This is a genomic window from Amycolatopsis speibonae, from assembly GCF_042647925.1.
In the GTDB taxonomy this organism is placed as follows: Bacteria; Actinomycetota; Actinomycetes; order Mycobacteriales; family Pseudonocardiaceae; genus Amycolatopsis; species Amycolatopsis speibonae.
Genome location: NZ_JBHRWK010000004.1, coordinates 91,335 through 113,365, shown reverse-complemented (window position 1 = coordinate 113,365; position 22,031 = coordinate 91,335). Strand labels below are relative to the sequence as shown.

Genomic DNA, 22,031 nt, shown 5'->3' with positions numbered 1-22,031 from the left:
TCGAAGGGGTGCGCATCCTCTTCACGTGCCGCCCGGCCTACGGCCACCTGTACCCCTTGATGCCGCTCGCGATCGCCGCCCGTGACGCCGGGCACGAGGTGGTCTTCGGGACCGGCGAGGCGTTCCTGGACAAGGTCCGCGCGCTCGGTTTCGACGCGCACAAGGTCGGGATCTCGATCCAGGAGGCCAGCGACGAAGCCGGTAAGGGCGACATGCTGGAAGTCACCCTCTCCATCTTCGCCGAGATCCTGCCGCGCACCACGATCGCCGACCTGACGCCGCTGCTCCCCGTGCTCCGGCCGGATCTGATCGTCTACGAGATGAGCGACGTCGGCGCGGCCACCGCCGCCCGCCGGGCCGGGATCCCGGTGGTGTCCCTGGTGATCGGCCGCTCGATCCCCGCCGAGATGCCGGCCTTCGCCGCGGACAGGCTCACCCCGCTGTGGGACGGGAAACCGCCGGCCAACCTGATGCTGGGCGACGCCGGGATCGACGTCTGGCCGGAAAGCTTCCGCGACCCGGAACTGGCCGGGCTGCCGACGCTCTTCCGGCTCCGGCCGGTGCCGTGGAACGAGCCGGGCACGCTGCCGTCATGGCTCGACGGGCGCGACAGGCCGCTCGTGTACCTGACGCTGGGCACCGTCGCCTTCGGTGCCATCGGCCCGCTGCGCGCGGCGATCGACGGCCTCTCCCGGCTGCCGGTGGACGTCCTGGTCGCGCGCGGCCCCGGCGACCCGGGCGAACTCGGTGAGCTGCCGCCGAATGTCCACGTCACCGGCTTCGTGCCGCAGTCCGAGGTCCTTCCGCGCGCGGATCTCGTGGTGCACCACGGGGGAACCGGGACCGTACTCGGCGCGCTTTCGGCGGGCTTGCCGCAACTGGTGCTGCCGCAGGGCGCGGACCAGTTCTTCAACGCGGAAGCGCTGGAGTCGGTCAACGCCGGACGCGCGTTGCTCGGGGATCAGGTCACCGCGGACGCCGTCGAGGAGAAGGCGGGGCAGCTGCTCGAAGACCCGCGTGTGCGCGAAGTCGCGACCAGGATGCGGCACGAGATCGCCGCCATGCCCGCGCCGTCCGAGGTGGTGCGGCGCCTGCAGGAGTTCGCCGCGGACTAGACCCTCGTGAGTGGCGAGGCTGGTTCCCTTGAGGGGTAGCGCAAACGTGTCTTGGTCGCGAGTGGGTTGAGGGTGCGTTGCGAAAGTGGCTTTCGCAACGGCGGGCCGTGGTTCACGTGCGGGTGAACAACGGCAGGCCGTGGTTCACGTGCGGGTGAGGTGTCGGTGCGGGTGGTCGTGAGTGATACGTCGCGTTAGAACGACACTTGCCACTCACGAGCCACAGGATCTCCCGGGCCACGACGTCGTTCTGCCGCAAGGAGATCGCGTTGGTCCGCGGCCGCGTGAACGCCCCGGCGGACCGCGCGGAGGTGTGCGGGCCGAGGGCGAACCGGCGCGGATGCGGGCGGCCCTCGCCGTCGAGCATCCGGCCGTCGGAGACGCGGGTGTGGATCCGTCCGGCGAGCAGCCTGTCGCCGGTGACCGTGTCGACGACGGCTTCCTCGCCGAGTGCGCCACTGTCCCGCAACTGTCGCAAAAGGACATCCGACGCCCGGGTGATGCTCGGCTCGGGCAACCGCGCCTCGACGAGGGTCCGCGCCTCGGTCTCACCGGGGAAGCTCGCGCCGGAAGCGACGAACGTCCGGCGTTCCTCGTCGGTCGACACGCGTGTTTCGGCGCCCAAGAAGGAAACCAGTCCGGCTTCCTGGAGCGCGAGCAGTTCTTCGAGCCGTCTCGGAGGCGGGCCGCTGGCGAAGTACGAGAAGAACCCGAGGAACCAGCCGTCCAGATCAGACAGTTGAGAAGCCGCGTCGAGCCGTCCGGTCTGCACCAGGGCGGGAAGCTGGCCCATCACGGACAGCAGCGCCGTGAACGCGCCCAGATCCGCGCTGTACTCGGCATCCGCCCGGCGGCTCAGATCCGCTTCGACGTACTCGCGCAGTTCCTTGCCGTACTCCTCGGCGCTGCCGAATTCGACGCCCGCCATCGGCCGGTCGAGCCTGTCCAGGTCGAGCCGGTCGTCCGGCGCCGGGACCGCCCGCGCGACCAGTGCGTCGAGTTCGCCGGGTGCCGTGTCCGCGAAAGCGTCGGCGAAGACGGCGAACTCCATGCGCACGCGTTCGGGATGGGCGGTGAACAGCTCGTTGTAGTAGGCCCAGGCGATCTCCTTCGAGATCAGCGGCCAGACGTCGCGGCGGAAGTCGATCCGCCCGGGGACGGCGCAGAGCTCTTCGATGGCGTACGCGTCGAAGAACCTGGGCAGTGGCAACGGCTTTCCGCCGAGCCGGTAGCCGATCTTCGCGTGATACGGCACTCCGCGACGCGAGCCGATGTGCAGCACGGGCTCGGCGCCGCTGGGGTGATATTTCAGCCCGCCGCACGCCTGTTCTTCGAACCGGCCGCCGCGGCCTTCGGTCAGCAACAGCATCAGATCGACGAAAGCGAGGCCGAATCCGCGCACCAGCACGGTTTCCCCGGGTGCGATCGCCGAATAGTCGACGTCGGCGGTGTACCCGGCCGGGTAGTAGGCGAGGTCGTGGCGGGCGGCGAAGTCCGCGAGCCCGGCCTCCCGTTCGTCCGGTTCGGCGTCGAGATGCCCGACGGTGAACAGGACCGCGTCCGCTTCGAGGGGTTCCGCGCGGTCCTCCAGCCAGAGCCGCTGGGGCTCGCCGTCTTCCAGCCGCACCGCGCGGGTCCGGTGCTCGACGACCTCGATCCCGGCCGGGAGTCCGGCCAGGACCTCGCGGTGGAACCAAGCGAGATACGCGCTCTGCAGCCGTCGCGTCGGGAAGTGATCGCTTTGCAGGGCATCGAGTTCGGCACGCAGGCTGTCGTCGACCTCGGCTTCGAGCTTGCCCGCGCGGACCGCAAGCGCCCACTCGATCAGCGAAGGCCCGGGCCGGATCGGACCGTCGATCTTCACGGAGTCGTCGGTGAAGACCGTGACGTCTTCGGGCATGGAGTTCATCCGCAGCAGCGGCGACTGCTCGTACCGCCAGACCCGGCCGGGGCCCGCCGGAAACGGATCGACCAGATGCACGACCAGCCGCCGCCCGCCGGGCAGTTCGGCGGCGTTCGCGCCGAGCCGCTCGAGCACGCCCACCCCACGGGGACCCGCGCCGACCACCGCGAGCACGTAGGGAGGGTCTGCGGTACTCACGAAGCCGAAGCTACGCCGGGATTCCGGGTCGCGTGCGGGTTCTCAAGGAGCGGAACTCGTTGCCACACCGACGAACCGGCGCGTACTCGTCGTGTCGGGGGACACGGACGAGAGGGACGGACGATGCCGGTCGAATTCCTGGGTATCGGAGGCACCAACGACGGTTCGGAGACACATCCGCGGTCGGGCGGCGTCTTCGACAAGGACTACACGCTGCGCCTCGCGCGTGCGCACGAAGACTTCGGCTGGGACAGGGTGCTGTTCGCGTACGGCTCCAGCGGGCCGGACCCGGCGCAGGCGGCGGCGTACGTCGCGGCGAAGCTCGACAAGCTCCAGATCCTGTTGGCCCACCGGCCGAACGTCTCGTATCCGACCTTCGCCGCGAAGACGTTCGCCACGCTGGACCAGCTCTCGGACGGGAAGCTCACGGTCCACTTCATCACCGGCGGCAGCGATCACGAGCAGCAGCGCGAAGGCGACTACCTCACCAAGGACAAGCGCTACTCACGCACGCGCGAGTACATCCAGATCGTGAAGCGGGCGTGGACGTCCGAGGAGCCCTTCGACCACGAAGGCGAGCACTATCGTTTTGCGGACTTCGTCCTCGATGTCCGGCCTGTGCAGCAGCCACGCCCTGGTGTCTCCTTCGGCGGCTCGTCTCCGGCGGCGTACGCGGCCGGAGGGGCAGAAGCGGACATCTTCTGCCTCTGGGGTGAACCCCTTGCCCAGACGGCCGAGCAGATCGAGTCCGTCAAGGCCGCGGCGAAGGCCGCCGGCCGGACCGACGTCCCGCGGATCCAGGTCGCGTTCCGCCCGATCATCGCGCCGACCGAAGAACTCGCCTGGGAGAAGGCGCACCGGACGGTCGACACCATCAAGGCCCGGACGAGCGGCGGGCGGCAACTGACCCGGCGGCATTCTCTCACGAACCCGGAGAACACCGGCTCACAGCGGCTCCTCGCGGTCGCCGCCGAGGGCGAGCGGTTCGACCGGGCCCTGTGGACCCCGACCGCGGCCGCGACCGGCGGCGCCGGGAACTCCAACGCGCTGGTCGGCACGCCCGAAACCGTCGCGCAGGCCCTGCTCGACTACTACGACCTCGGCGTCGACATCCTCTCGGCGCGCGGGTACGACATGCTCGGCGACACGATCGACTTCGGCCGTCACGTCATCCCGATCGTGCGTGAAGAGGTCGCCAAACGCGACGCGGCGAAGGCGGTGAAAGCGGCTTCGGCGCGGGAAGTGCTCGCAGTAGACGGCTGAGCCGCTAACTACACCGGTTGGCGGACCCGTCATCCGTTTGGCGGATAGCGGCGACATCGCCCAGTAGCGCGTTCAGGCGCCACGATGCTCGCTCAGCGGAGTCAAAGCGGATTCGGGCACGCTCCGAACACAAGCGGCGAGCGGCTCACACGACTCGTCGCCGCGGAGGCTCGTGGCCGGGACCGGCCGACACGGTTATGCCCGAAATCCCCGGTTGACGACCCGAACCAGCCGAAAACCGCAGGTCTGGACCACATTACCGATGATCGGGACATTTTCGCGGCGAGGCGTCGGTCCACGAAAAAGATCTCCGACTCCAGAAACCCGGCGAAAGAACCTAGCCAATCACCAACAGTCAGGAGACACTTACGTGAACGAATGACGCTTCGTGACGAGCTCGTGACCGCGTTACTCTCGGTCACGAGTTCGTCGCATGATAAGGACCCTATTGGGGGCAACATGGCTTCGGCCGGACGGGTCACTTACCGAGAGGTGTTCGGTGTAGCCGAGTTCCGTTCGCTCTGGTTCGCCGAGCTGTTCTCGATCTTCGGCGACCAACTCGCCAGGGTCGCCCTCTCCGTCCTCGTCTTCACCGAAACCCGCTCGGCGACCCTGACCGGTCTCACCTACGCGCTGACCTACGCGCCGTCCCTGCTCGGCGGCATCTTCCTCACCGGGTTCGCGGACCGGTTCCCCCGGCGGACCGTGATGATGGTCGTGGACCTGCTGCGGGCCGCGCTGATCGCGCTGGTCGCTGTCCCGGTGCTGCCGTTCTGGGTCCTGTGTGTCCTCGTCGGCACCGTCTCGCTGCTGAACCCGCCGTTCAAGGCCGCCCAGCTGGCCCTGCTGCCGCAGATCCTCGAAGGCGACCGGTTCGTCGTCGGCATGGCGATCCGCAGCATGACCGTCCAATCCGCGCAGCTGGCCGGATTCGCCGGCGGCGGACTCCTGCTGACCGCGCTCGAACCCCACATCGCCCTCGCGCTGGACGCGGTCACCTTCGTGATCTCGGCGCTGTTCGTCCGCTTCGGGCTGGCTTCCCGGCCCGCCGCGGCGTCCGGCGAGAAGCGCAAATCGTTCTTCGCTTCGATCGGCTCGGGCGGGAAGATCGTCTTCGCCAGCTCAGGGCTGCGCTCGCTGCTGCTGTTCACCTGGCTGATGGGTCTGCTGCCGGTGTACGAGGGCATCGCGGCGCCCTACGTCGCTTCGTCGGGCGGCGGCCCCGAAGTCATCGGCCTGCTGCTGGCCGCCGACCCGATCGGCAGCGTGATCGGCGCGTTCATCTACTCGCGCTGGGTGCCGGCGCACGTCAGACCGAAACTGATCGGACCGCTTTCGGCGCTGGCGGCGATCCCGCTGCTGTTGTGCTTCCTGCAGCCGGGTCCGCTGTCGTCGATCGTGTTGTTCGTGGCCTGCGGCGGTTTCGGCACGGTGGCGCTGATGCAGGCGACGGCGTCACTGACGCTGGCCGTGCCGGACGAGAGCCGGGCGCAGGTCATGGGGCTGTCGAACACCGGGCTGACCACGACGATGGGCGTGAGCCCGCTGATCGGCGGCATCCTGGCGGATCAGGTGGGCCCGCAGTCGACTGTCGGCGTCTTCGGGCTTGCGGGATTGCTACTGACCATCCCGCTGGCGTTGAGCTGGTGGCGGACCCTCGGCGGCGACCCGGATCGATGGCAGGAAAAAGACGCCGCACGCGCGGAACATTGAGGTGTTCCACGCGCCGGCCCGATCGCGCGGCCTTCCGGCGCGCGCCCAGTTCACTGATCCCTACCGGCCATCGCTGGCACCTTTCCCTCGACCTCTCAGAGAAAAGTACACACCTAGGGAGCTTGTCGACAGCCCGCAAGTCGGTAGAAGCTGTCCGTAAGTAGGGGGTTTCGGAGAATGACGCAAGAGTCAGGGGGAAAGATGATCACATCGGAGGAACGCGCTGGACATCGTTCGGCTCTCACGGTAGCGACGTGGGAGCTGTGGAAGAGGCCTAAGAACTGGATCGCCTACACCGGGCTTTCCGTGGCGACGATGCTGGCACTGACGGGGGTCTTCGCAGCATCCATCGCCATCACGTCTTCGCAGGTCTTGCTTTGTTTCCTGCTCGCGGGGCTCGCCATCGCGCACACCGAGGCGACCCGCCGGATCGAGCGGCAACGCCGCAGCATGAGCGTCACCCCGCACATCAACATGACCTCGGTCTGGGTGCTGCCGGGCGCGATTCTGCTGCCGCCGCAGTTGACCGCGCTTCTCGTGACAGTGATCTACCTTCACCTCGGATACCGCAGCTGGGCGGGACTTCGCACGGTCAATCCTCATCGGACTGTGGCGAACGCCACATCGATGACGCTGACCGCGTTCGCCTCGTGGGCAGCCGTGCAGGCCATCGGCGCCGACCTCGCGTCGGTGACGTCGATCTGCGCCGCGAGCCTCGCCTTCTTTCTGATGAACGCCGTCTTCACCGGCACCGGCCTGTATTACGCGGCGCCCAAGAAGGCCTCCATCCAGACACTCCTCGGCTCTTGGGACGACAACATCCTCGAAGCCTCCACGGTCTGCATCGGCGCGCTCGTGCTCACCGTGCTGCCGCACCAGCCGGTGCTCGTGCTGCTCGTCTTCCTGCCGCTCTACCTGCTGCAGCGTTCGGTGCTGATCAAGCAGCTGGAAGAACTCGCGACCACCGACCAGAAGACCCAGCTGCTCAACGCCACGACCTGGCAGCAGGGCGCGGTCCGCGAGATCGCCCGCGCCGAGCGCGAGAACGGCCAGTTCGGCACGCTGATGATCGACCTCGACCACTTCAAGAGCATCAACGACACCTACGGCCACCTGGCGGGCGACGACGTGCTCAAGGGGGTCGCGGCGCTGGTCAAGGCCGAAACGCGGGCCCAGGACCTCGCCGGCCGCTTCGGCGGTGAAGAGTTCGTCGTACTCCTGACCTCGTCGTCGAAGGAGGAGTCCGTCGCGGTCGCCGAGCGCATCCGGCAGCGGATCAGCGAAATGGTCATCAAGACCCAGGACAACGAGGGCAATCCCGTGGTCATCGAGCAGCGGACGGCGTCGATCGGCGTCGCGGCCTTCCCGCCCGACGGCCGGACGATCGACGAGGTCCTGGCCTCGGCGGACGCGTCCGTCTACGCGGCCAAACGCAACGGCCGCAACCGGGTCGTGTCCTCACCGGACCTGGCGACGGTCGCCGAAGAGGCCGGAAAGTCCCTGGAGGCAGTCGCCGCCTAGCGCAGCCGTTCCATCACGTCGGCGGCCGTGGTCCGGAGCCGCACCACGCCCCCGACGGTGAATTCGGTGAGCAGGTCGATGAGCGCGTCCGCGTCGGGCGGCTCACCGTCCCAGCTCGCCTGGACGAGTGCCTCGGTCATCGCGAAGAACAGCGTGACCAGGGCCTTGTCCGCGCGGCCGGAGTCGACGCCGTGGCGGGCCCAGCGTTGCCTGCTCGCCTCGGTGTAGACCCCGGCGAGCCGTTCCCGGAGCCGGGTGAGGGCCGGGTCGCCCATGCGCTCCGCCTCGCGCAGCACGGGGAACGCGTCGGGATTCGCCGCGACGAAGGCGAACATGTTGGCGTAGTTGCCGCGCGCCCAGGAGCGGAGTTCGGGCTGCGAGAGATCGAGGGCGGGCGCGCCGATCGCCTCGAAGGCCCGTTCCTCGATGTCGGCCACGACCTGCGCGAACAGCGTCGCGCGATCACCGAACTGCTCGTAGACGGACTGGCGGGACACCCCCGCGCGCCGCGCGATCTGCTCGATCGTCGCGGCCTGCGCGCCGTGCGCCGCGAAGACACCGGACGCCGAACCCAGCACCCGCGCGCGTTGCTCGCCGATCGGGAGCTTGCGTGGCCGCCCTCTCGGCGCCGGACTTGACATCGTGCGCCACCTCACTGACTCTCTTTTTCGACACCCCTGTCGAAAATGTTTCTGCTCAACGAGGAGCAAGCATGCGTCCAGGATCCCGGCGCGGGATGGCCGCCGCCGTCTCGGCGGCCACCATCGCTGCCCTGCTGACCTTCGGGGCACAGCAGGCCATCGCCGAACCGTCCTTCTACGACCCCCCGTCGCCACTGCCCGCGGGTGCTCCCGGCGACATCATCCGGCACGAACCGTCCACGTTCTACGTCGATCCCGTGAAACTCGTCAAAGCCGACGCGGACGTCCAGCGGATCATGTACCGCAGCACCGACACCCACGGCAAAGCGAACGCCGTGACCGGCACCGTCCTCACGCCGAAGAAGGCGTGGACCGGAGCGGGCCAGCGGCCGGTCATCGGCTACGCGGCCGGGACGCAGGGCGTCGGCGACCAGTGCGCGCCGTCGAAAGCGCTCTCGGCAGGCATGGAGTACGAAGGACCCTTCATCGCCGGACTGCTGCTTCGTGGCTACGGCGTCGTCGTCACCGACTACGAAGGCCTCGGCACTCCCGGCGTCCACACTTACGTCAACCGCGTCGCCGAGGGCAACGCCGTCCTCGACTCGATCCGCGCGGCGCAGCGCCTGCCCGAAGCGAACCTGCCGGACGGCGGTCCCGTCGCGACCGCGGGTTACTCGCAGGGCGGCGGGGCGTCGGCGGCGGCCTCCGAATTGCAGCCGTCGTACGCGCCCGAACTCAAGCTGAAGGGCTCGTACGCGGGCGCCGTCCCGGCGGACCTTTCCGAGGTCGGCAAGAACATCGACGGGCACTACGCCTTCGGGTTCCTCGGATTCACGCTGGTCAGCATGGACGCGGCGTACCCGGAGCTGAACATCCCGGCCGTGCTGAACGCGAAGGGCGTCGAAGCGTTCGAGAAGGTCAAGCAGGAGTGCACAGTGGACGCGATCTTCGGGCACGCGTTCACCCAGTCGAAGAACCTGACGAAGGACGGCAGGCCGCTGACCGCGTACCTCGCCGAGGAGCCGTACAAGACGCGTGTCGGCGAGCAGCTCATCGGCGCGCGGAAGCCGGGTGCGCCGACGCTGGTCGTCCACAGTGCACTCGACGACATCGTCCCCTACGAGCAGGGCCGCACCATGGCGCGCTCGTGGTGTGCGAAGGGCGCGAAGGTGCAGTTCTCGACTTCGCTGGTTCCTACGCACGTCGGTGGGGCCATCCGGGCTTTCCCTGAGGCTTTCGCCTGGCTTGAGGGGCGCTTCGCGGGACTGCCTGCCGTGGGGAACTGCGGGCTGTTCTAGGAGTCACCGGATGCTATGAAAGGTCCTTTCCTTGCAAATTTTGCAAGGAAAGGACCTTTCATGGCGCGCTACTTGAGGCCGGTGGCTTCCGCGGCGGCCGGGTCCGAGTCGCTGAGGAAGGTGCGGCAGCGGTCGTACTCCTCGGTCTCGCCGATCTTGCCGGCGGCCTTGCCGAGGACGGCGAGGGCGCGCAGGAAACCCTGGTTCGGGCGGTGCGCCCACGGCACCGGGCCGTGTCCCTTCCAGCCCGCGCGGCGGAGCTGGTCCAGGCCACGGTGGTAACCGGTGCGGGCGTAGGCGTACGCGGCGACGGTCTCGCCCGCGTCGAACGCCTTCTCGGCGAGGGCGGCCCACGCCTCGCTGTAGTCGGGGTGCTCGGCGGCGACGGCGGCCGGGTCGGTCCCGGCGTCCAGCGCCGCCTGCGCGGCGGTGTGCTCGGGAAGGTGCGTCGGCTGGGGGCCGAGGAGATTCGTCATGCACCCCATCTTGCCAACGCGTCTCCCCAAGGGCGCCCTGCGCCCGACGGAGACTTCACATCGCGCGCCCTCTGTCGGCCGAAGGCCACGAAAGCTCGTTGAAGGGGCGCCTGCGCACGGCACTCGACCGACGGGCGAAACTGCGCCCCTTCGGCGAGCTTTCGTCAGCGCGCGATCGACAACACTGTGACTAGAAGAACAGGCTCCCGAGAATGCCCCCACCGGCCAGTACCAGAGCGGCGACGAGGACCGCCGCGACAAGTCGTTTCGGCATCATGGCGGCACACCTTGCCCTGCTTCGCACGCCGACCGCAAATCCACCACCCCTACGGGTGAACCCCGATTTTCGACCCCAAATGCCCATCCCGTGACCTGGAGCAGGGAAGATGTCCCGCATGACAAAGGCGACAGAAGTGACCGGGGACCTTTCGCCGGGTGTCATCCCCCGCAGCCCGATCGCGAAGACGAGGCTGTTCTTCAAACTCCATTGGCACCGCGGCGCGCCGGGACAGGCGACCCCGGACTGGGTGCTGAAGTTCTGCTACTCGATGTGGCTGGCCGCGTTCGCCTTCAAGCTGGTGGGCTCGTCCTGGGACATGTCGTGGCATTTCATGTGGCTGCGGGACGACCTCGCCCCGCCGCACCTGATCAACACCGTCGGCACGGTGATCATCATGGTGCTGGTGGCGATCCACTCCTACACCGGATTGGGCGCCGACCGGCGTTCGCTGCGGCTGATGCAGATCGGGCTCGTGGTGTTCCTCATCGCGGCGCCGCTGGACGTCATCAACCACCGCGTCAACGGTCTCGACCTGACCGCGTGGAGCCCGTCGCACATGATGCTCTACATCGGAACGGGCATCATGCAGGCCGGCGTGATCATGGGCTGGCTGAAGTACGCCAAGCCCGGCCGGACGCGCACCGGTGTCCTGATCGGACTGTGGGCGTTCTTCCTGGAGAACACGTTCTTCCCGAACGGCCAGCAGGAGTACGGCATCCTCGGCCTGCGCGCCTGGGAACGCGGCGCGCCCGAGGCCGAGCCCGAACTGCTGAACTTCGCCGCCAACCAGATCGGGCACCCGGTCGACAAGGTGGCCGTCGAGTACTTCACGATGCCGATCGCCGACTGGGTCTACCCGCTGTGGGGCATCGCCGTGATGGCGCTGATCTTCGCGCTGGCGCGGCACACCACCGGCTTCCGCTGGGCCGGGACGACGGTCGCCGCCGTCTACCTCGGCTACCGGCTGGTGATGTGGCCGCTGCTGCTCGGGATGGGCTTCCCGATCTCGGTCGTGCCGTTCTACCTGCTCGCCGTCGGCCTCGCGGTCGACCTGGCGTTCCGCATCGGACGGGGTCATCCCCTGCTGACCGCGGGCGCGGGCGCGCTGCTGGTGACGGCGTTCGGCTACGGGATGCTGTGGGTGCAGTCGCAGTTCCGGCCGTGGATCCTCGGCGACGCGCATACGGAGTCGGCGCCGCCGGTGGCCTACTGGACGGCCGCGGTCTGCCTGGTCGGGGTCGGCGTGCTGTGGGCCGCCGCCGGGCCGGGGACGCGGGCGGTGAACTCGCTGCTGGAGAAGCGGCGCGATCGCGCGGAGCTTCCGGCCGCCTGAGGCTACGTGAAGGCCCCCTTCACTGCGCTAGACGCGGTGAAGGGGGCCTTCACGTACTTGAGGCAACGCGTCCAGAGGACTAAACGCGAGCCGAGCGGTCAGGAGAGCTTGTTGCCCGCCGACCCCAGCGACTGAGCGGCCTCGACGATGCGTGCGGCCATGCCCGCCTCGGCGGCCTTCAGGTAGCTCCGCGGGTCGTAGACCTTCTTGTTGCCGACCTCGCCGTCGATCTTCAGGACGCCGTCATAGTTCTTGAAGAAGTGCTCCGCGATCGGCCGCGTGAAGGCGTACTGCGTGTCGGTGTCGACGTTCATCTTCACGACGCCGTAGGACACCGCCTCGCGGATCTCCTCCGGCAGCGAGCCGGAACCGCCGTGGAAGACCAGCTCGAACGGCTTCGAACCGGCCGGGAGGCCGAGCTTCTTCGACGCCGCCTCCTGGCCGCCCTTGAGCACGTCCGGGCGCAGCTTCACGTTGCCGGGCTTGTAGACGCCGTGCACGTTGCCGAAGGTCGCGGCCAGCAGGTAGCGGCCGTTCTCGCCGGACCCGAGCGCGTCGATCGTCTTCAGGAAGTCGCCCTCGGCGGTGTACAGCTTCTCGTTGATCTCGGCCTCGACGCCGTCTTCCTCGCCGCCCACGACGCCGATCTCGACCTCGAGGATGATGTTCGCGGCCGCGGCCTTGGCGAGCAGTTCCTGCGCGATCTCGAGGTTCTCGTCGAGGTCGATCGCGGAGCCGTCCCACATGTGGCTCTGGAACAGCGGCAGCTGACCGTTCTTGACCCGCTCCGCCGAGATCTCGATCAGCGGGCGGACGAAGCCGTCGAGCTTGTCCTTCGGGCAGTGGTCGGTGTGCAGCGCGACGTTCACGTCGTACTTGGCGGCGACGACCTGGGCGAACTCGGCGAGCGCGACCGAACCGGTCACCATGTCCTTGACCTTCTGGCCGGAGGCGAACTCCGCGCCGCCGGTGGAGAACTGGATGATCCCGTCGCTCTCCGCCTCGGCGAACCCGCGGATGGCGGCGTTCAGGGTCTCCGACGAGGTCACGTTGATGGCCGGGTAGGCGAATTCGTTCGCCTTCGCCCGGTCGAGCATCTCCGCGTAGACCTCGGGGGTGGCGATGGGCATCGTTTACTCCTCCTCGAAGCAGGCTGGTGCACCTCTCGGCCGCATCGTACGAGGTCGGCCGGGAGGTGCCTACAGCCGTCGCGTCAGAGAAGGACGGCGGCGAGCGCGCGGTAGACCGGCAGGGGGTCTTGGTTCAGTACCTGGATGTTCACGTGGTCCGCCCCGGCCTCGATGTGCGCGGTGACCCCGCGGGCGACCGTCTCGGCGTCGCCGTGCACGGCCAGCGCGTCGATCAGCTTGTCACTGCCCTGACCGGTCAGGTCCTCGTCGGTGAAACCGAGTTTCCGCAGGGAGTTCGTGTAGTTGACGAGGCCGAGGTAGAACTTGACGGTGCCCCGGGCGATCTCGCGGGCCTTCGCCGGATCGGCCTCGAGGACGACCTTCTGCTCGGGCGCGAGCAGCGGTCCTTCGCCGAGGATTTCGCGCGCCTGACGCGTGTGTTCGGGCGTCATCAGGTACGGGTGGGCTCCCGCTGTGCGGTCTCCTGCGAGTTTGATCACCTTCGGGCCGAGAGCGGCGAGCGCGCGGCCTTCGACGGGCACTCCGGCCTCGTCGAGAGCGTCGAGATACTCCACCAGCGCGGTGTACGGCTTCTTGAACTCCGCGGTGTGCTCGCGGTGCCCGGCGCCGACGCCGAGCAGGAAGCGGCCCGGGTGCTTCGCCTCGATGCGCTTGTACGACTCGGCGACCGTCGCCGCGTCGTCCTGCCAGATGTTGACGATGCCGGTGGCGACCTTGATCGTCTTCGTCGCGTCGAGGAGCTCCTCCGCCTTTGTGAGGTCACCCGACGGCGAGCCGCCGAGCCAGATGGCGCCGTAGCCGAGCTCCTCCAGCTCACGGGCGAGCTCCGGGGTGAACACACTTTCGTGTTGCCAGATGCCGATCCTGCCGAGTTCGATTCCCATGCTTCGAGCTAACACCACCTCTCCCCGATGTCTTCCCTTATGTTCGAAGCATGGCGAAAATCGGGAACACCGACCTCGACGTCCGGGGGATCAACCTCGGCGGGAACGTCTTCGGCTGGACAGCGGACGAGCAGCAGTCCTTCGCCGTCCTCGACGCGTACACGGCGGCCGGCGGCAACTTCATCGACAGCGCCGACCTCTACTCGGGCGGCGGATCCGAAACGATCATCGGCGACTGGCTTGCCCGGCGCGGGCGCCGCGACGACGTCGTCATCGCGACCAAGACCGGTATGTGGGAGCAGCGGAAGGGGCTGTCGGCGGCGAACATCGCGGCGGCGGCCGAGGACTCGCTGCGACGGCTCCGGGTCGACCACATCGACCTCTACTACGCGCACATCGACGATCCGGAGACCCCGATCGAGGAGACGCTGCGGGCCTTCGACGCGCTCGTGCGCGCGGGCAAGGTCCGCCACATCGCGGCGTCGAACTACTCGGCGGAACGACTGAGCGAGGCACTGTCCATTTCGGACCGCGAGGGCCTGGCGAAGTTCGCCGCGCTGCAGCCGCACTACAACCTCGTCGAGCGGGACTACGAACGCGACCTGGCGCCGACGGTCGAACGCGAAGGCCTGACCGTCCTGCCGTATTTCGCGCTGGCGAAGGGTTTCCTGGCCGGAAAGTACCGTTCGAAGGACAATCTCGGCGACAGCCCGCGCGCCGCTCGCGCTTCATCCTATTTGGACGAACGCGGCGAGCGGGTCCTCTCGGCGCTCGATGAGATCGCGGCTTCCCATGGCGTCCCGGTCGCGGCCGTGTCACTCGCGTGGCTGTTCGCGCAGCCGACGGTCACCGCGCCCATCGCGAGCGCCCGCTCGGTCGAGCAGCTGAACGACCTCCTGCCCGCGGCCGACCTCGCCCTGACCGCCGAGGAGGTGGACGCCCTCACCGCCGCCTCGCGCTGAAACCCCGCAATTCGGCACCTGGTTGCGATGGTTCGTACTGCCGACTATCGCAACCAGGTGCCGAATTGCGGACTTACTTGCGGGTAGCTTACTCCGGGTAGGTTGGGGTAACGTCCGAAAGCCTTAGGGCTCGGACGAGGAGGCAGCGTGGCCAAGAACAGCGTGAACGGCAAGGTCGTCCTGATCACCGGCGCCGCGAGGGGCATCGGCGCGGGACTCGCCGAGCGTCTGGCCGCGCAGGGCGCGAAGGTCGCCTTGGTCGGCATCGAAGCCAAGGAACAGCAGGCCGTCGCCGACAAGATCGGCGCGAGCGCCCACGCCTGGGAAGCCGACGTCACCAGCTGGGACGACCTCGAGCGGGCCACCGCCGGCGTCGTCGAACACTTCGGCGGGATCGACATCGTCATCGCGAACGCCGGCATCGCGACCTCCGGTTTCGTCCGGTCGGTGGATCCGGCCGCCTTCGAGAAGGTCATCGAGGTCGACCTCCTCGGCGTCTGGCGCACCTTCCGCGTCACCCTTCCGCATGTCCTCGACCGCAAGGGCTACCTGCTCGCGATCTCCTCGCTGGCCGCGATCACCCACGCGCCCGGCATGGCCAACTACGCCGCCGCGAAGGCCGGCGTCGAGGCGTTCTGCAACAGCTTCCGCGCCGAAGTCGCCCACCTCGGCGTGAAGGTCGGCGTCGCGCACCCCACCTGGATCCGCACCGACCTCGTCGAGAGCGCCGACAAGCACCCGGTCTTCGGCAAGCTCCGCACCGGCATGCCCGGCCTGCTCGGCAAGACCTACCCGCTGTCCGTCGCGCTCGACCACCTCCAGGCCGGGGTCAACAAACGCGCCCGCACCGTGCACGTGCCGCGCTGGGTCGGCGGGCTCAAGCTGATCCGCGCGTTCCTGCCGCCCATCATCGAGATCGGCGCGAAGGGCCGGATCAAGAAGGCCGACGCCGCCGCCCTCATGGACATCAAGGAGCGCGGCGCGTACGAATCTTCGATAACCGGTCAAGCAGGCCGGGCCGCCACAGCATCGAACACGAAGGGCTGACAACGCATGTCCCGTCGCGACCAGATCCGCATGACACCCGACGAGCTCACCGCGTACCTCGACGGGCAGAAGGTCATCAACGTCGCGACGATCGGCCCCAACGGCCGCCCGCATCTCGCGCCGCTCTGGTACTACCCGCACGAGTCGGGCATCGCGACCTGGACCTACGGCACCTCCCAGAAGGCGAAGAACCTGGAACGCGACCCGCGTGCCACGGTGCTCATCGAGGACGGCGAAAGCTACGACAAGCTCCGCGGGATCTCCCTCGAAGCCGACGTCGAGGTCATCACGGATACGGCCGTGGTCACCCAGATGGGTATCAACCTCATGCAGCGGTACGCGGGCGCGAAGCCCGGGGACCCGGTGCCCGCGGAGCTCGCCGGCTTCATCGGCAAGCAGGCCCCGAAGCGAATCGGGCTGATCTTCACGCCGACGAAGATCGTGAGCTGGGACCATTCGAAGCTCGGCGGAACATACTGACCAGTAAGTCGTACTAGAAAGTAACTGTTACTTCAGGTAACGTCATCCGCGCAGGAAGCCTCGACGCGGAGGGCGTAGCAGATGACCGAGCGATTCAAGGTCGTGATCGTGGGCACCGGATTTTCCGGGCTCGGCCAGGCCATCCAGCTGGAGAAGGCCGGGATCACCGACTACGTGATCCTGGAGAAGGCGGACGAAGTCGGCGGTACGTGGCGGGACAACTCGTACCCCGGCTGCGCCTGCGACGTGCAGTCCCACATGTACTCGTTCTCCTACGAGCAGAACCCGGACTGGTCGCGGTCGTTCTCGCCCGCCCCGGAGATCTTCCGGTACCTGAAGGACGTCACCGACAAGTACCGGCTGCGGCGCAAGATCCGGTTCGGCGTCGAACTCACCGGCGCGACCTGGGACGACGCCGCCCGCCTCTGGCACGTCCAGACCAAGTCGGGCGAGATCGAAGCCCAGTTCGTCGTCTCCGGCGTCGGCGGCCTGCACATCCCGCAGGTCCCCAAGCTTCCCGGGATCGAGAAGTTCAAGGGTCAGACCTGGCATTCCGCGCAGTGGAACCACGAGTACGACCTGCGCGGCAAGAAGGTCGCCGTGGTCGGCACCGGCGCCAGCGCGGTCCAGTTCGTCCCGCGGATCGCCCCCGAGGTCGACGAGCTGACGCTGTTCCAGCGCACGCCGCCGTGGATCATGCCGAAGCCCGACCACGCGATGCCCGGCTGGGCCAAGACCGCGTTCCGCCGGATTCCCGGCGTGCAACGGCTTTACCGCAACGCGCTGTACTGGTTCCTCGAAGTGCGCGCCGTCGGCTTCAACGGTCACCCCGCGATCATGAAGGCGGGCGAGGTGATCGCGAAGCACCACATCGGCAAGGGCGTCAAGGATCCCAAGCTGCGCGAGAAGGTCACCCCGGACTACACCATGGGCTGCAAGCGGGTGCTGATCTCCAACGACTACTACCCGGCGCTCGGCCGGTCCAATGTGGACGTCAACACCGACGGCGTGCGCGAGGTCAAGGCGCACAGCGTCGTCGACGGGAACGGCGTCGAGCACGAGGTCGACGCGATCGTCTACGGCACCGGCTTCAAGGTCACGGATGCCTTGGAGTACCTGGACATCACCGGGATCGACGGCCGCGACCTCGCCAAGGAATGGGCCGCCGAGGGCATGCACACGCACAAGGGCATCAGCGTGTCCGGCTTCCCCAACCTGTTCTTCCTCCTCGGCCCGAACACCGCGCTGGGCCACAACTCCGTGGTGTTCATGATCGAGTCGCAGGCGCGGTACGTCGTCGACGCGATCAAGCTCGCCGATTCGCGGGGCGCCGCCGCGCTCGACGTCCGCACCGGCGTGCAGGAGAAGTTCCAGCGCGAGATCCAGGACAAGCTCGTCAAGGGTGTGTGGACACAGGGCGGCTGCAAGAGCTGGTACCTCGACGCGAAGGGCGTCAACCGGACGATCTGGCCCGGGTTCACCTGGCGCTACTGGCTGGAGACCCGCAAGGTCGACCCGAGCGACTTCGAGCTCAGCGGGAGGGCGTCGTGACCGCACAGCACGAGGACCACGAGCAGATCGTCCTGCACGCGCGGGACGTCAAGTTCGACTGGGCGTCGCTGCCGATGCACTGGATCCCCGGCGAACCGCAGGCGACACACACGATCAACGTGCTGCACCTGGCGCTGCCGGAGGGCGAACGCTGGTTCGTCGAGGTGTTCAAGCAGGCCGTGCCGCTGATCCGCGACGAGCGGCTCAAGGAGGACGTCCTCGGCTTCATCGGCCAGGAGGCCATGCACGCCGAGGCGCACGACGGGGCCGCCGGACACCTCGAAGCGGCGGGCGTCGCCGTACGGCCGTACATCGCGCAGATGGAGTGGATGTTCCGCCGTCTGCTCGGCGACCGCGAGCTCTCCGCCAAACGACGCGAAGAATGGCTGATCGAACGGCTCGCCGTCATCGCCGCGATCGAGCACTACACCGCCTTCCTCGGCCAGTGGATCCTCGACGCCGAGGCGCTCGACAAGGCCGGCGCCCATCCGACGATGCTGGATCTGCTGCGCTGGCACGGCGCCGAAGAGGTCGAGCACCGTTCGGTGGCCTTCGATCTGTTCACGCACCTCGACGGCCGCTACGGCCGCCGCGTGCGCAGCATGCTCGTGGTGACGCCGGTGCTCGCGTGGGTCTTCCTGCGGGGAACCAGGTTCCTCATGAAGAACGACCCGACGCGGCCGGGCAAGACCAGGTTCCGGACCTATCTGCGGGTGGCGAAGCTCGGGCTCCTGCCTTCGGGCAGGCAGCTACGGCACGAACTCCTGCCGTACTTCCGGAAGTCCTATCACCCCACCGAAACCGGCAACACCGATCAGGCCGTCGCGTACCTCGCGAGCTCCCCGGCCGCGCTGGCCGCCGACGAACCCCAGTGACGCCGCCGACGCGCCCGCTGCGGCTCGACGGCAGCGGGCGGACCGATCGCGCGATGGCGTCACTGACCGGGGTCGTCGCGCTGTACCGCAGGCTCAGCGGCGTGAGCGGGCGCCGCCGCCCGCCGGTGGCCGCCGTCGACCGCGATCTCCCGCTGGTCGTCGACGATCTCCGCGTCGAGGCCGAAGGTGTCGTCAGTCTCAAGCTGGTGCACGAACACGGAGAACCGCTGCCCCGGTGGCGGCCCGGCGCGCACGTCGACCTCTCGCCGCGGCCGGGGCTGGTCCGCCAGTACTCCCTGTGCGGCGACCCGGACGACCGCTCGGCCTACCGCGTCGGCGTCCGGCTGCTCGGCGAGGGCTCGACGGCGGTGCACGCCTTGAAGAAGGGGGCGCGGATCACCGCACGCGGCCCGCGCAACGCGTTCCCGTTCGTCGCGAGCCCGGCCTACCTGTTCGTCGCGGGCGGCATCGGGATCACGCCGATCCTGCCGATGGTGCGTCGCGCGGCCGCTTCCGGCGCGGACTGGCGGCTCGTCTACACCGGTCGCGACGAGGCTTCGATGCCATTTCTGGATGAACTGTCCGAATTCGGCGACCGTGTCTGGATCCGTCCGGACACGGACTACGGGATTCCCGCGTCGGGCGCGGAACTGCTCGAAGGGGCAGAGAAGAGTGCCCCGATTTACTGCTGCGGCCCGACTCCGATGATCGTCGGGGTCCGGACGGACGCCGCGCTGCGCGGTTCGGGACCGGTGTTCTTCGAACGGTTCTCGACGCCGCCGATCGTCGGCGGCAAGCCGTTCCGCGTCGAACTGGCCCGCAGCGGCCGGACGCTGGACGTGCCAGCCGACCGGACGACGCTCGACGTCCTGCGCGAAACCGTGCCCGGGATCGCTTATTCGTGCCGCCAGGGGTTCTGCGGCACCTGTGAGCTGCCGACGGTGACCGGCGACCGCGTCCGGGTCTGCGTCGAACGCGGGCCGGTCACCCTCGACCTCTGAGCCGTCAGGCTTCTTTGGGCAGCCAGGCGCCGATGACCGGCTTGAACTCGCGAACCGATCGCTCCGCGACGACACCTTCCAGGTGGTACGGGTCCTGGTCGATGACGTCGAGCAGCGCGGTCTCGTCGGCCGCCTGGTAGAGCGAGATGCCGCCGGAACCGTCGCCCAGCGGGCCGCCGAGCGCGACGACGCCCTGTTCGGCGAGGTCGGAGAGGAATTTCCGGTGCCGGGGACGCACGTCCTCCAGCTTCTCCTGCACGTACCGGATCTCCACCAGGAACCAGGCCATCGACGTCTCCAAGATCGCTGCGAACGGGTCGGTGGTAGACGTTATCCGAACCGGAAAGGCGTTCTCAGGATCCGATCAGGCAGGAGTCCCGCCCCACCCGATACGCTGACCGAGCGCCATGCACAGGTTGTGCTTCAAAGGGGTAAATGAACAGGTAGGGGTACATGCTCGAGGGCAATGCGGAACGCAGTGTCGAGGCGACCCTCGGCCACTTGCGCACCATGGACGGACCGGTCACGCCACCGCCGCCTGCGGCGCCGCTGACCCTTGAGGATCTCTATCGCCAGCACCGGATGCGGCTCGTCCGGCTGGCCATCCTGCTCGTGGACGAACCGGCCACCGCCGAGGACGTCGTCCAGGAGGCCTTCACCGGGCTGCACCGCAACTGGGGACGCCTGCGCGACGCCGCCGCGGCCGTCGGCTACCTGCGCACCGCCGTGGTCAACGGATCACGCAGCGTGCTGCGCCGCCGCAAGACCGCTCGCGAGTACGTCGCGCCGCACGCCGTCAACGCGCGTTCGGCCGAAAGCCTCGCCATGCTGTCGAGTGAACATCAGGCCGTTGTGAGCGCTTTGTCCAAACTGCCCCCTCGCCAGCGCGAAGTTCTGGTGCTCCGTTACTACGGTGGGCTGAGTGAGGCCGAGATTTCCGAGGCCGCCGGTATTTCGAAAGGTACCGTGAAGTCAACCGCCAGCCGGGCACTCGAAGCACTGCAGAAAGCGATGCAGTCACCGAACTGATGCTCGGCCTTCATCTCGAGCGCTGGGTTGTGCCGCCATGCTTGGTCCAGACCAATATATGCTGGGGGGCGTGAGAGGCGCCGGAGATTTCGTGATCGTGGGCGGCCGGGTAGTCGCCCCGGACCGTGTACTCGACGACGGCTGGCTGGCTATCGCCGGCGGCAAGATCGTCCAAGTCGGGTCCGGGACACCCCCGGACATCGGCAGTGCCGACTACGTCGATGTCGCCGGGTGCCTGGTCGTACCCGGCTTCATCGACACCCACTGCCATGGCGGTGGGGGCGGGTCGTTCTCCAGCGGGAACCCCGAGGAGCTGTTCCGCGCGGTCCGCGCGCATCGGCGGCACGGGACCACGACCATGCTCGGCAGTCTGGTCTCGGACCCCATCCCGGTGCTCAGGGATCAGATCGCGGCACTGCGTGAGCTGGTCCAAGAGGGTGAACTTGCCGGAATTCACCTCGAAGGACCCTTCATCTCGAAGGCCCGTTGCGGAGCGCACGACCCGGCGACGCTGATCGAGCCGGACACGGCGACGGTCAACGCGCTGCTCGGCGCGGGCCGCGGCGACATCCGGATGGTCACCCTCGCCCCCGAACTGCACGGCGGGGTCAAGGCGGTCCGGCAACTGGCCGAATCGGGCGTCATCGCCGCGATCGGGCACACCGACGGCGTCGAGGACCAGATCATCCCCGCGATCGACGCGGGCGCTTCGGTCGCGACGCACCTCTTCAACGCCATGCGGCCCCTCCACCATCGCGAGCCGGGCCCGATCGGCGCCCTCCTCGACGACGAGCGGGTCACCGTCGAGCTGATCTGCGACCTCGTCCACGTGCACCCGACCGTGCTCAGGCTGGCCGCGCACCACGCGGGCAAGGGCCGGACGGTGCTCATCACCGACGCGATGTCGGCCACCGACGCCGCCGACGGCAGCTACATCCTCGGCCGCCTGGAGGTCGACGTCCGTGACGGCGTCGCCACGCTGGCCGGGAACGGCTCGCTGGCGGGAAGCACGCTGACGATGGACGCGGCCTTCCGCAACCTCGTCCGCGGCGCGGGCATCGACCTGCTCGACGCCGTCCGCGCGACCTCCGGCCGTCCGGCCGAACTGCTCGGCATCGCCGACCGGACAGGCTCGCTGCGCGCCGGGCTCGCGGCGGACCTCGTCGTGCTCGACCGCGACCTGCGTCCGGCCAAGGTGCTTCGCCAGGGTGAATGGGTCAAGGACGAGGCTGCGGCTACATTGAGCGCCACGGCCCCGCTGAGCGGCGCGGTCGAAGGCGGTGTGTCGGTCAGCGACGGGTAGCGGCGAA

20 protein-coding genes are annotated in these 22,031 nt (G+C 68.4%); 14 read left to right on the top strand and 6 right to left on the bottom strand.

Annotation, left to right across the window (positions count from 1 at the left end; all coding sequences use genetic code 11):
* Nucleotides 1–8 precede the first annotated feature (8 nt).
* Complete coding sequence (locus ACFOSH_RS02005; protein ID WP_378236847.1) at nucleotides 9–1,115, top strand: glycosyltransferase; 1,107 nt, start codon at nucleotides 9–11, stop codon at nucleotides 1,113–1,115.
* A 112-nt stretch (nucleotides 1,116–1,227) separates the two neighbouring features.
* Here the strand turns inward: ACFOSH_RS02005 and ACFOSH_RS02000 are convergent, their stop codons facing one another.
* Nucleotides 1,228–3,216, bottom strand: a complete 1,989-nt coding sequence (locus tag ACFOSH_RS02000; RefSeq protein WP_378236846.1) for an FAD/NAD(P)-binding protein — start codon at nucleotides 3,214–3,216, stop codon at nucleotides 1,228–1,230.
* Nucleotides 3,217–3,339: 123 nt separating this feature from the next.
* Between ACFOSH_RS02000 and ACFOSH_RS01995 the strand changes: the two genes are divergently transcribed.
* From ACFOSH_RS01995 to ACFOSH_RS01985, 3 genes are all read left to right on the top strand, one after another.
* Complete coding sequence (locus tag ACFOSH_RS01995; RefSeq protein WP_378236844.1) at nucleotides 3,340–4,479, top strand: LLM class flavin-dependent oxidoreductase; 1,140 nt, start codon at nucleotides 3,340–3,342, stop codon at nucleotides 4,477–4,479.
* A 459-nt stretch (nucleotides 4,480–4,938) separates the two neighbouring features.
* Entirely contained in the window at nucleotides 4,939–6,192 is a 1,254-nt protein-coding gene (locus tag ACFOSH_RS01990; protein ID WP_378236843.1) for an MFS transporter, read from the top strand.
* Between the two features lie 201 nt (nucleotides 6,193–6,393).
* Nucleotides 6,394–7,713: a GGDEF domain-containing protein gene (locus tag ACFOSH_RS01985; protein ID WP_378236842.1), complete on the top strand. Its 1,320-nt coding sequence runs from the start codon at nucleotides 6,394–6,396 to the stop codon at nucleotides 7,711–7,713.
* Here the strand turns inward: ACFOSH_RS01985 and ACFOSH_RS01980 are convergent.
* Entirely contained in the window at nucleotides 7,710–8,291 is a 582-nt protein-coding gene (locus tag ACFOSH_RS01980) for a TetR/AcrR family transcriptional regulator (protein ID WP_378236862.1), read from the bottom strand. The two genes, ACFOSH_RS01985 and ACFOSH_RS01980, sit on opposite strands and share 4 nt — an antisense overlap.
* Nucleotides 8,292–8,425: 134 nt before the next feature.
* Here ACFOSH_RS01980 and ACFOSH_RS01975 point away from each other — a divergent pair, with 134 nt between their 5' ends.
* Complete coding sequence (locus tag ACFOSH_RS01975; protein ID WP_378236841.1) at nucleotides 8,426–9,652, top strand: lipase family protein; 1,227 nt, start codon at nucleotides 8,426–8,428, stop codon at nucleotides 9,650–9,652.
* Nucleotides 9,653–9,720: 68 nt separating this feature from the next.
* On the opposite strand, the gene ACFOSH_RS01970 is transcribed toward ACFOSH_RS01975, so the two are convergent.
* Nucleotides 9,721–10,128 carry a DUF3151 domain-containing protein gene (locus ACFOSH_RS01970; protein ID WP_378236840.1) on the bottom strand — a complete coding sequence of 136 codons (408 nt, stop codon included), beginning with the start codon at nucleotides 10,126–10,128 and terminating at the stop codon, nucleotides 9,721–9,723.
* Nucleotides 10,129–10,523: 395 nt separating this feature from the next.
* On the opposite strand from ACFOSH_RS01970, the gene ACFOSH_RS01965 reads away from it, so the two are divergent.
* Nucleotides 10,524–11,741: a hypothetical protein gene (locus ACFOSH_RS01965; protein ID WP_378236839.1), complete on the top strand. Its 1,218-nt coding sequence runs from the start codon at nucleotides 10,524–10,526 to the stop codon at nucleotides 11,739–11,741.
* A gap of 98 nt (nucleotides 11,742–11,839) precedes the next feature.
* Here ACFOSH_RS01965 and fbaA read toward each other — a convergent pair whose 3' ends face one another.
* Nucleotides 11,840–12,871 carry a class II fructose-bisphosphate aldolase gene (gene fbaA / locus ACFOSH_RS01960; protein WP_378236838.1) on the bottom strand — a complete coding sequence of 344 codons (1,032 nt, stop codon included), beginning with the start codon at nucleotides 12,869–12,871 and terminating at the stop codon, nucleotides 11,840–11,842.
* Nucleotides 12,872–12,954: 83 nt separating this feature from the next.
* Nucleotides 12,955–13,776, bottom strand: a complete 822-nt coding sequence (locus ACFOSH_RS01955; RefSeq protein WP_378236837.1) for an LLM class F420-dependent oxidoreductase — start codon at nucleotides 13,774–13,776, stop codon at nucleotides 12,955–12,957.
* Between the two features lie 50 nt (nucleotides 13,777–13,826).
* Between ACFOSH_RS01955 and ACFOSH_RS01950 the strand changes: the two genes are divergently transcribed.
* The 6 genes from ACFOSH_RS01950 (at nucleotide 13,827) to ACFOSH_RS01925 (ending at nucleotide 19,692) form a co-directional block, all read left to right on the top strand.
* A complete protein-coding gene (locus ACFOSH_RS01950) occupies nucleotides 13,827–14,738 on the top strand; it encodes an aldo/keto reductase (protein WP_378236836.1) in 912 nt (303 codons plus the stop codon).
* 147 nt (nucleotides 14,739–14,885) lie between these two features.
* Entirely contained in the window at nucleotides 14,886–15,785 is a 900-nt protein-coding gene (locus ACFOSH_RS01945) for an SDR family oxidoreductase (RefSeq protein ID WP_378236835.1), read from the top strand.
* A 6-nt stretch (nucleotides 15,786–15,791) separates the two neighbouring features.
* Nucleotides 15,792–16,265: a pyridoxamine 5'-phosphate oxidase family protein gene (locus tag ACFOSH_RS01940; protein ID WP_378236834.1), complete on the top strand. Its 474-nt coding sequence runs from the start codon at nucleotides 15,792–15,794 to the stop codon at nucleotides 16,263–16,265.
* An 81-nt stretch (nucleotides 16,266–16,346) separates the two neighbouring features.
* On the top strand, nucleotides 16,347–17,816 hold the full coding sequence (locus ACFOSH_RS01935) for a flavin-containing monooxygenase (protein WP_378236833.1): 1,470 nt from the start codon (nucleotides 16,347–16,349) through the stop codon (nucleotides 17,814–17,816).
* Entirely contained in the window at nucleotides 17,813–18,691 is an 879-nt protein-coding gene (locus tag ACFOSH_RS01930; RefSeq protein WP_378236832.1) for a metal-dependent hydrolase, read from the top strand. Before ACFOSH_RS01935 ends, ACFOSH_RS01930 begins: the two co-directional genes overlap by 4 nt.
* Nucleotides 18,688–19,692: a PDR/VanB family oxidoreductase gene (locus ACFOSH_RS01925; RefSeq protein ID WP_378236831.1), complete on the top strand. Its 1,005-nt coding sequence runs from the start codon at nucleotides 18,688–18,690 to the stop codon at nucleotides 19,690–19,692. Before ACFOSH_RS01930 ends, ACFOSH_RS01925 begins: the two co-directional genes overlap by 4 nt.
* 4 nt (nucleotides 19,693–19,696) lie before the next feature.
* Here the strand turns inward: ACFOSH_RS01925 and ACFOSH_RS01920 are convergent, their stop codons facing one another.
* On the bottom strand, nucleotides 19,697–19,981 hold the full coding sequence (locus tag ACFOSH_RS01920; protein WP_378236830.1) for a YciI family protein: 285 nt from the start codon (nucleotides 19,979–19,981) through the stop codon (nucleotides 19,697–19,699).
* 164 nt (nucleotides 19,982–20,145) lie between these two features.
* Here ACFOSH_RS01920 and ACFOSH_RS01915 point away from each other — a divergent pair, with 164 nt between their 5' ends.
* Nucleotides 20,146–20,721: a SigE family RNA polymerase sigma factor gene (locus ACFOSH_RS01915; RefSeq protein WP_007032484.1), complete on the top strand. Its 576-nt coding sequence runs from the start codon at nucleotides 20,146–20,148 to the stop codon at nucleotides 20,719–20,721.
* 91 nt (nucleotides 20,722–20,812) lie between these two features.
* Nucleotides 20,813–22,024 (top strand): N-acetylglucosamine-6-phosphate deacetylase, encoded by a 1,212-nt coding sequence (gene nagA, locus ACFOSH_RS01910; RefSeq protein ID WP_378236861.1) that lies wholly within the window; start codon nucleotides 20,813–20,815, stop codon nucleotides 22,022–22,024.
* Nucleotides 22,025–22,031 lie beyond the last annotated feature (7 nt).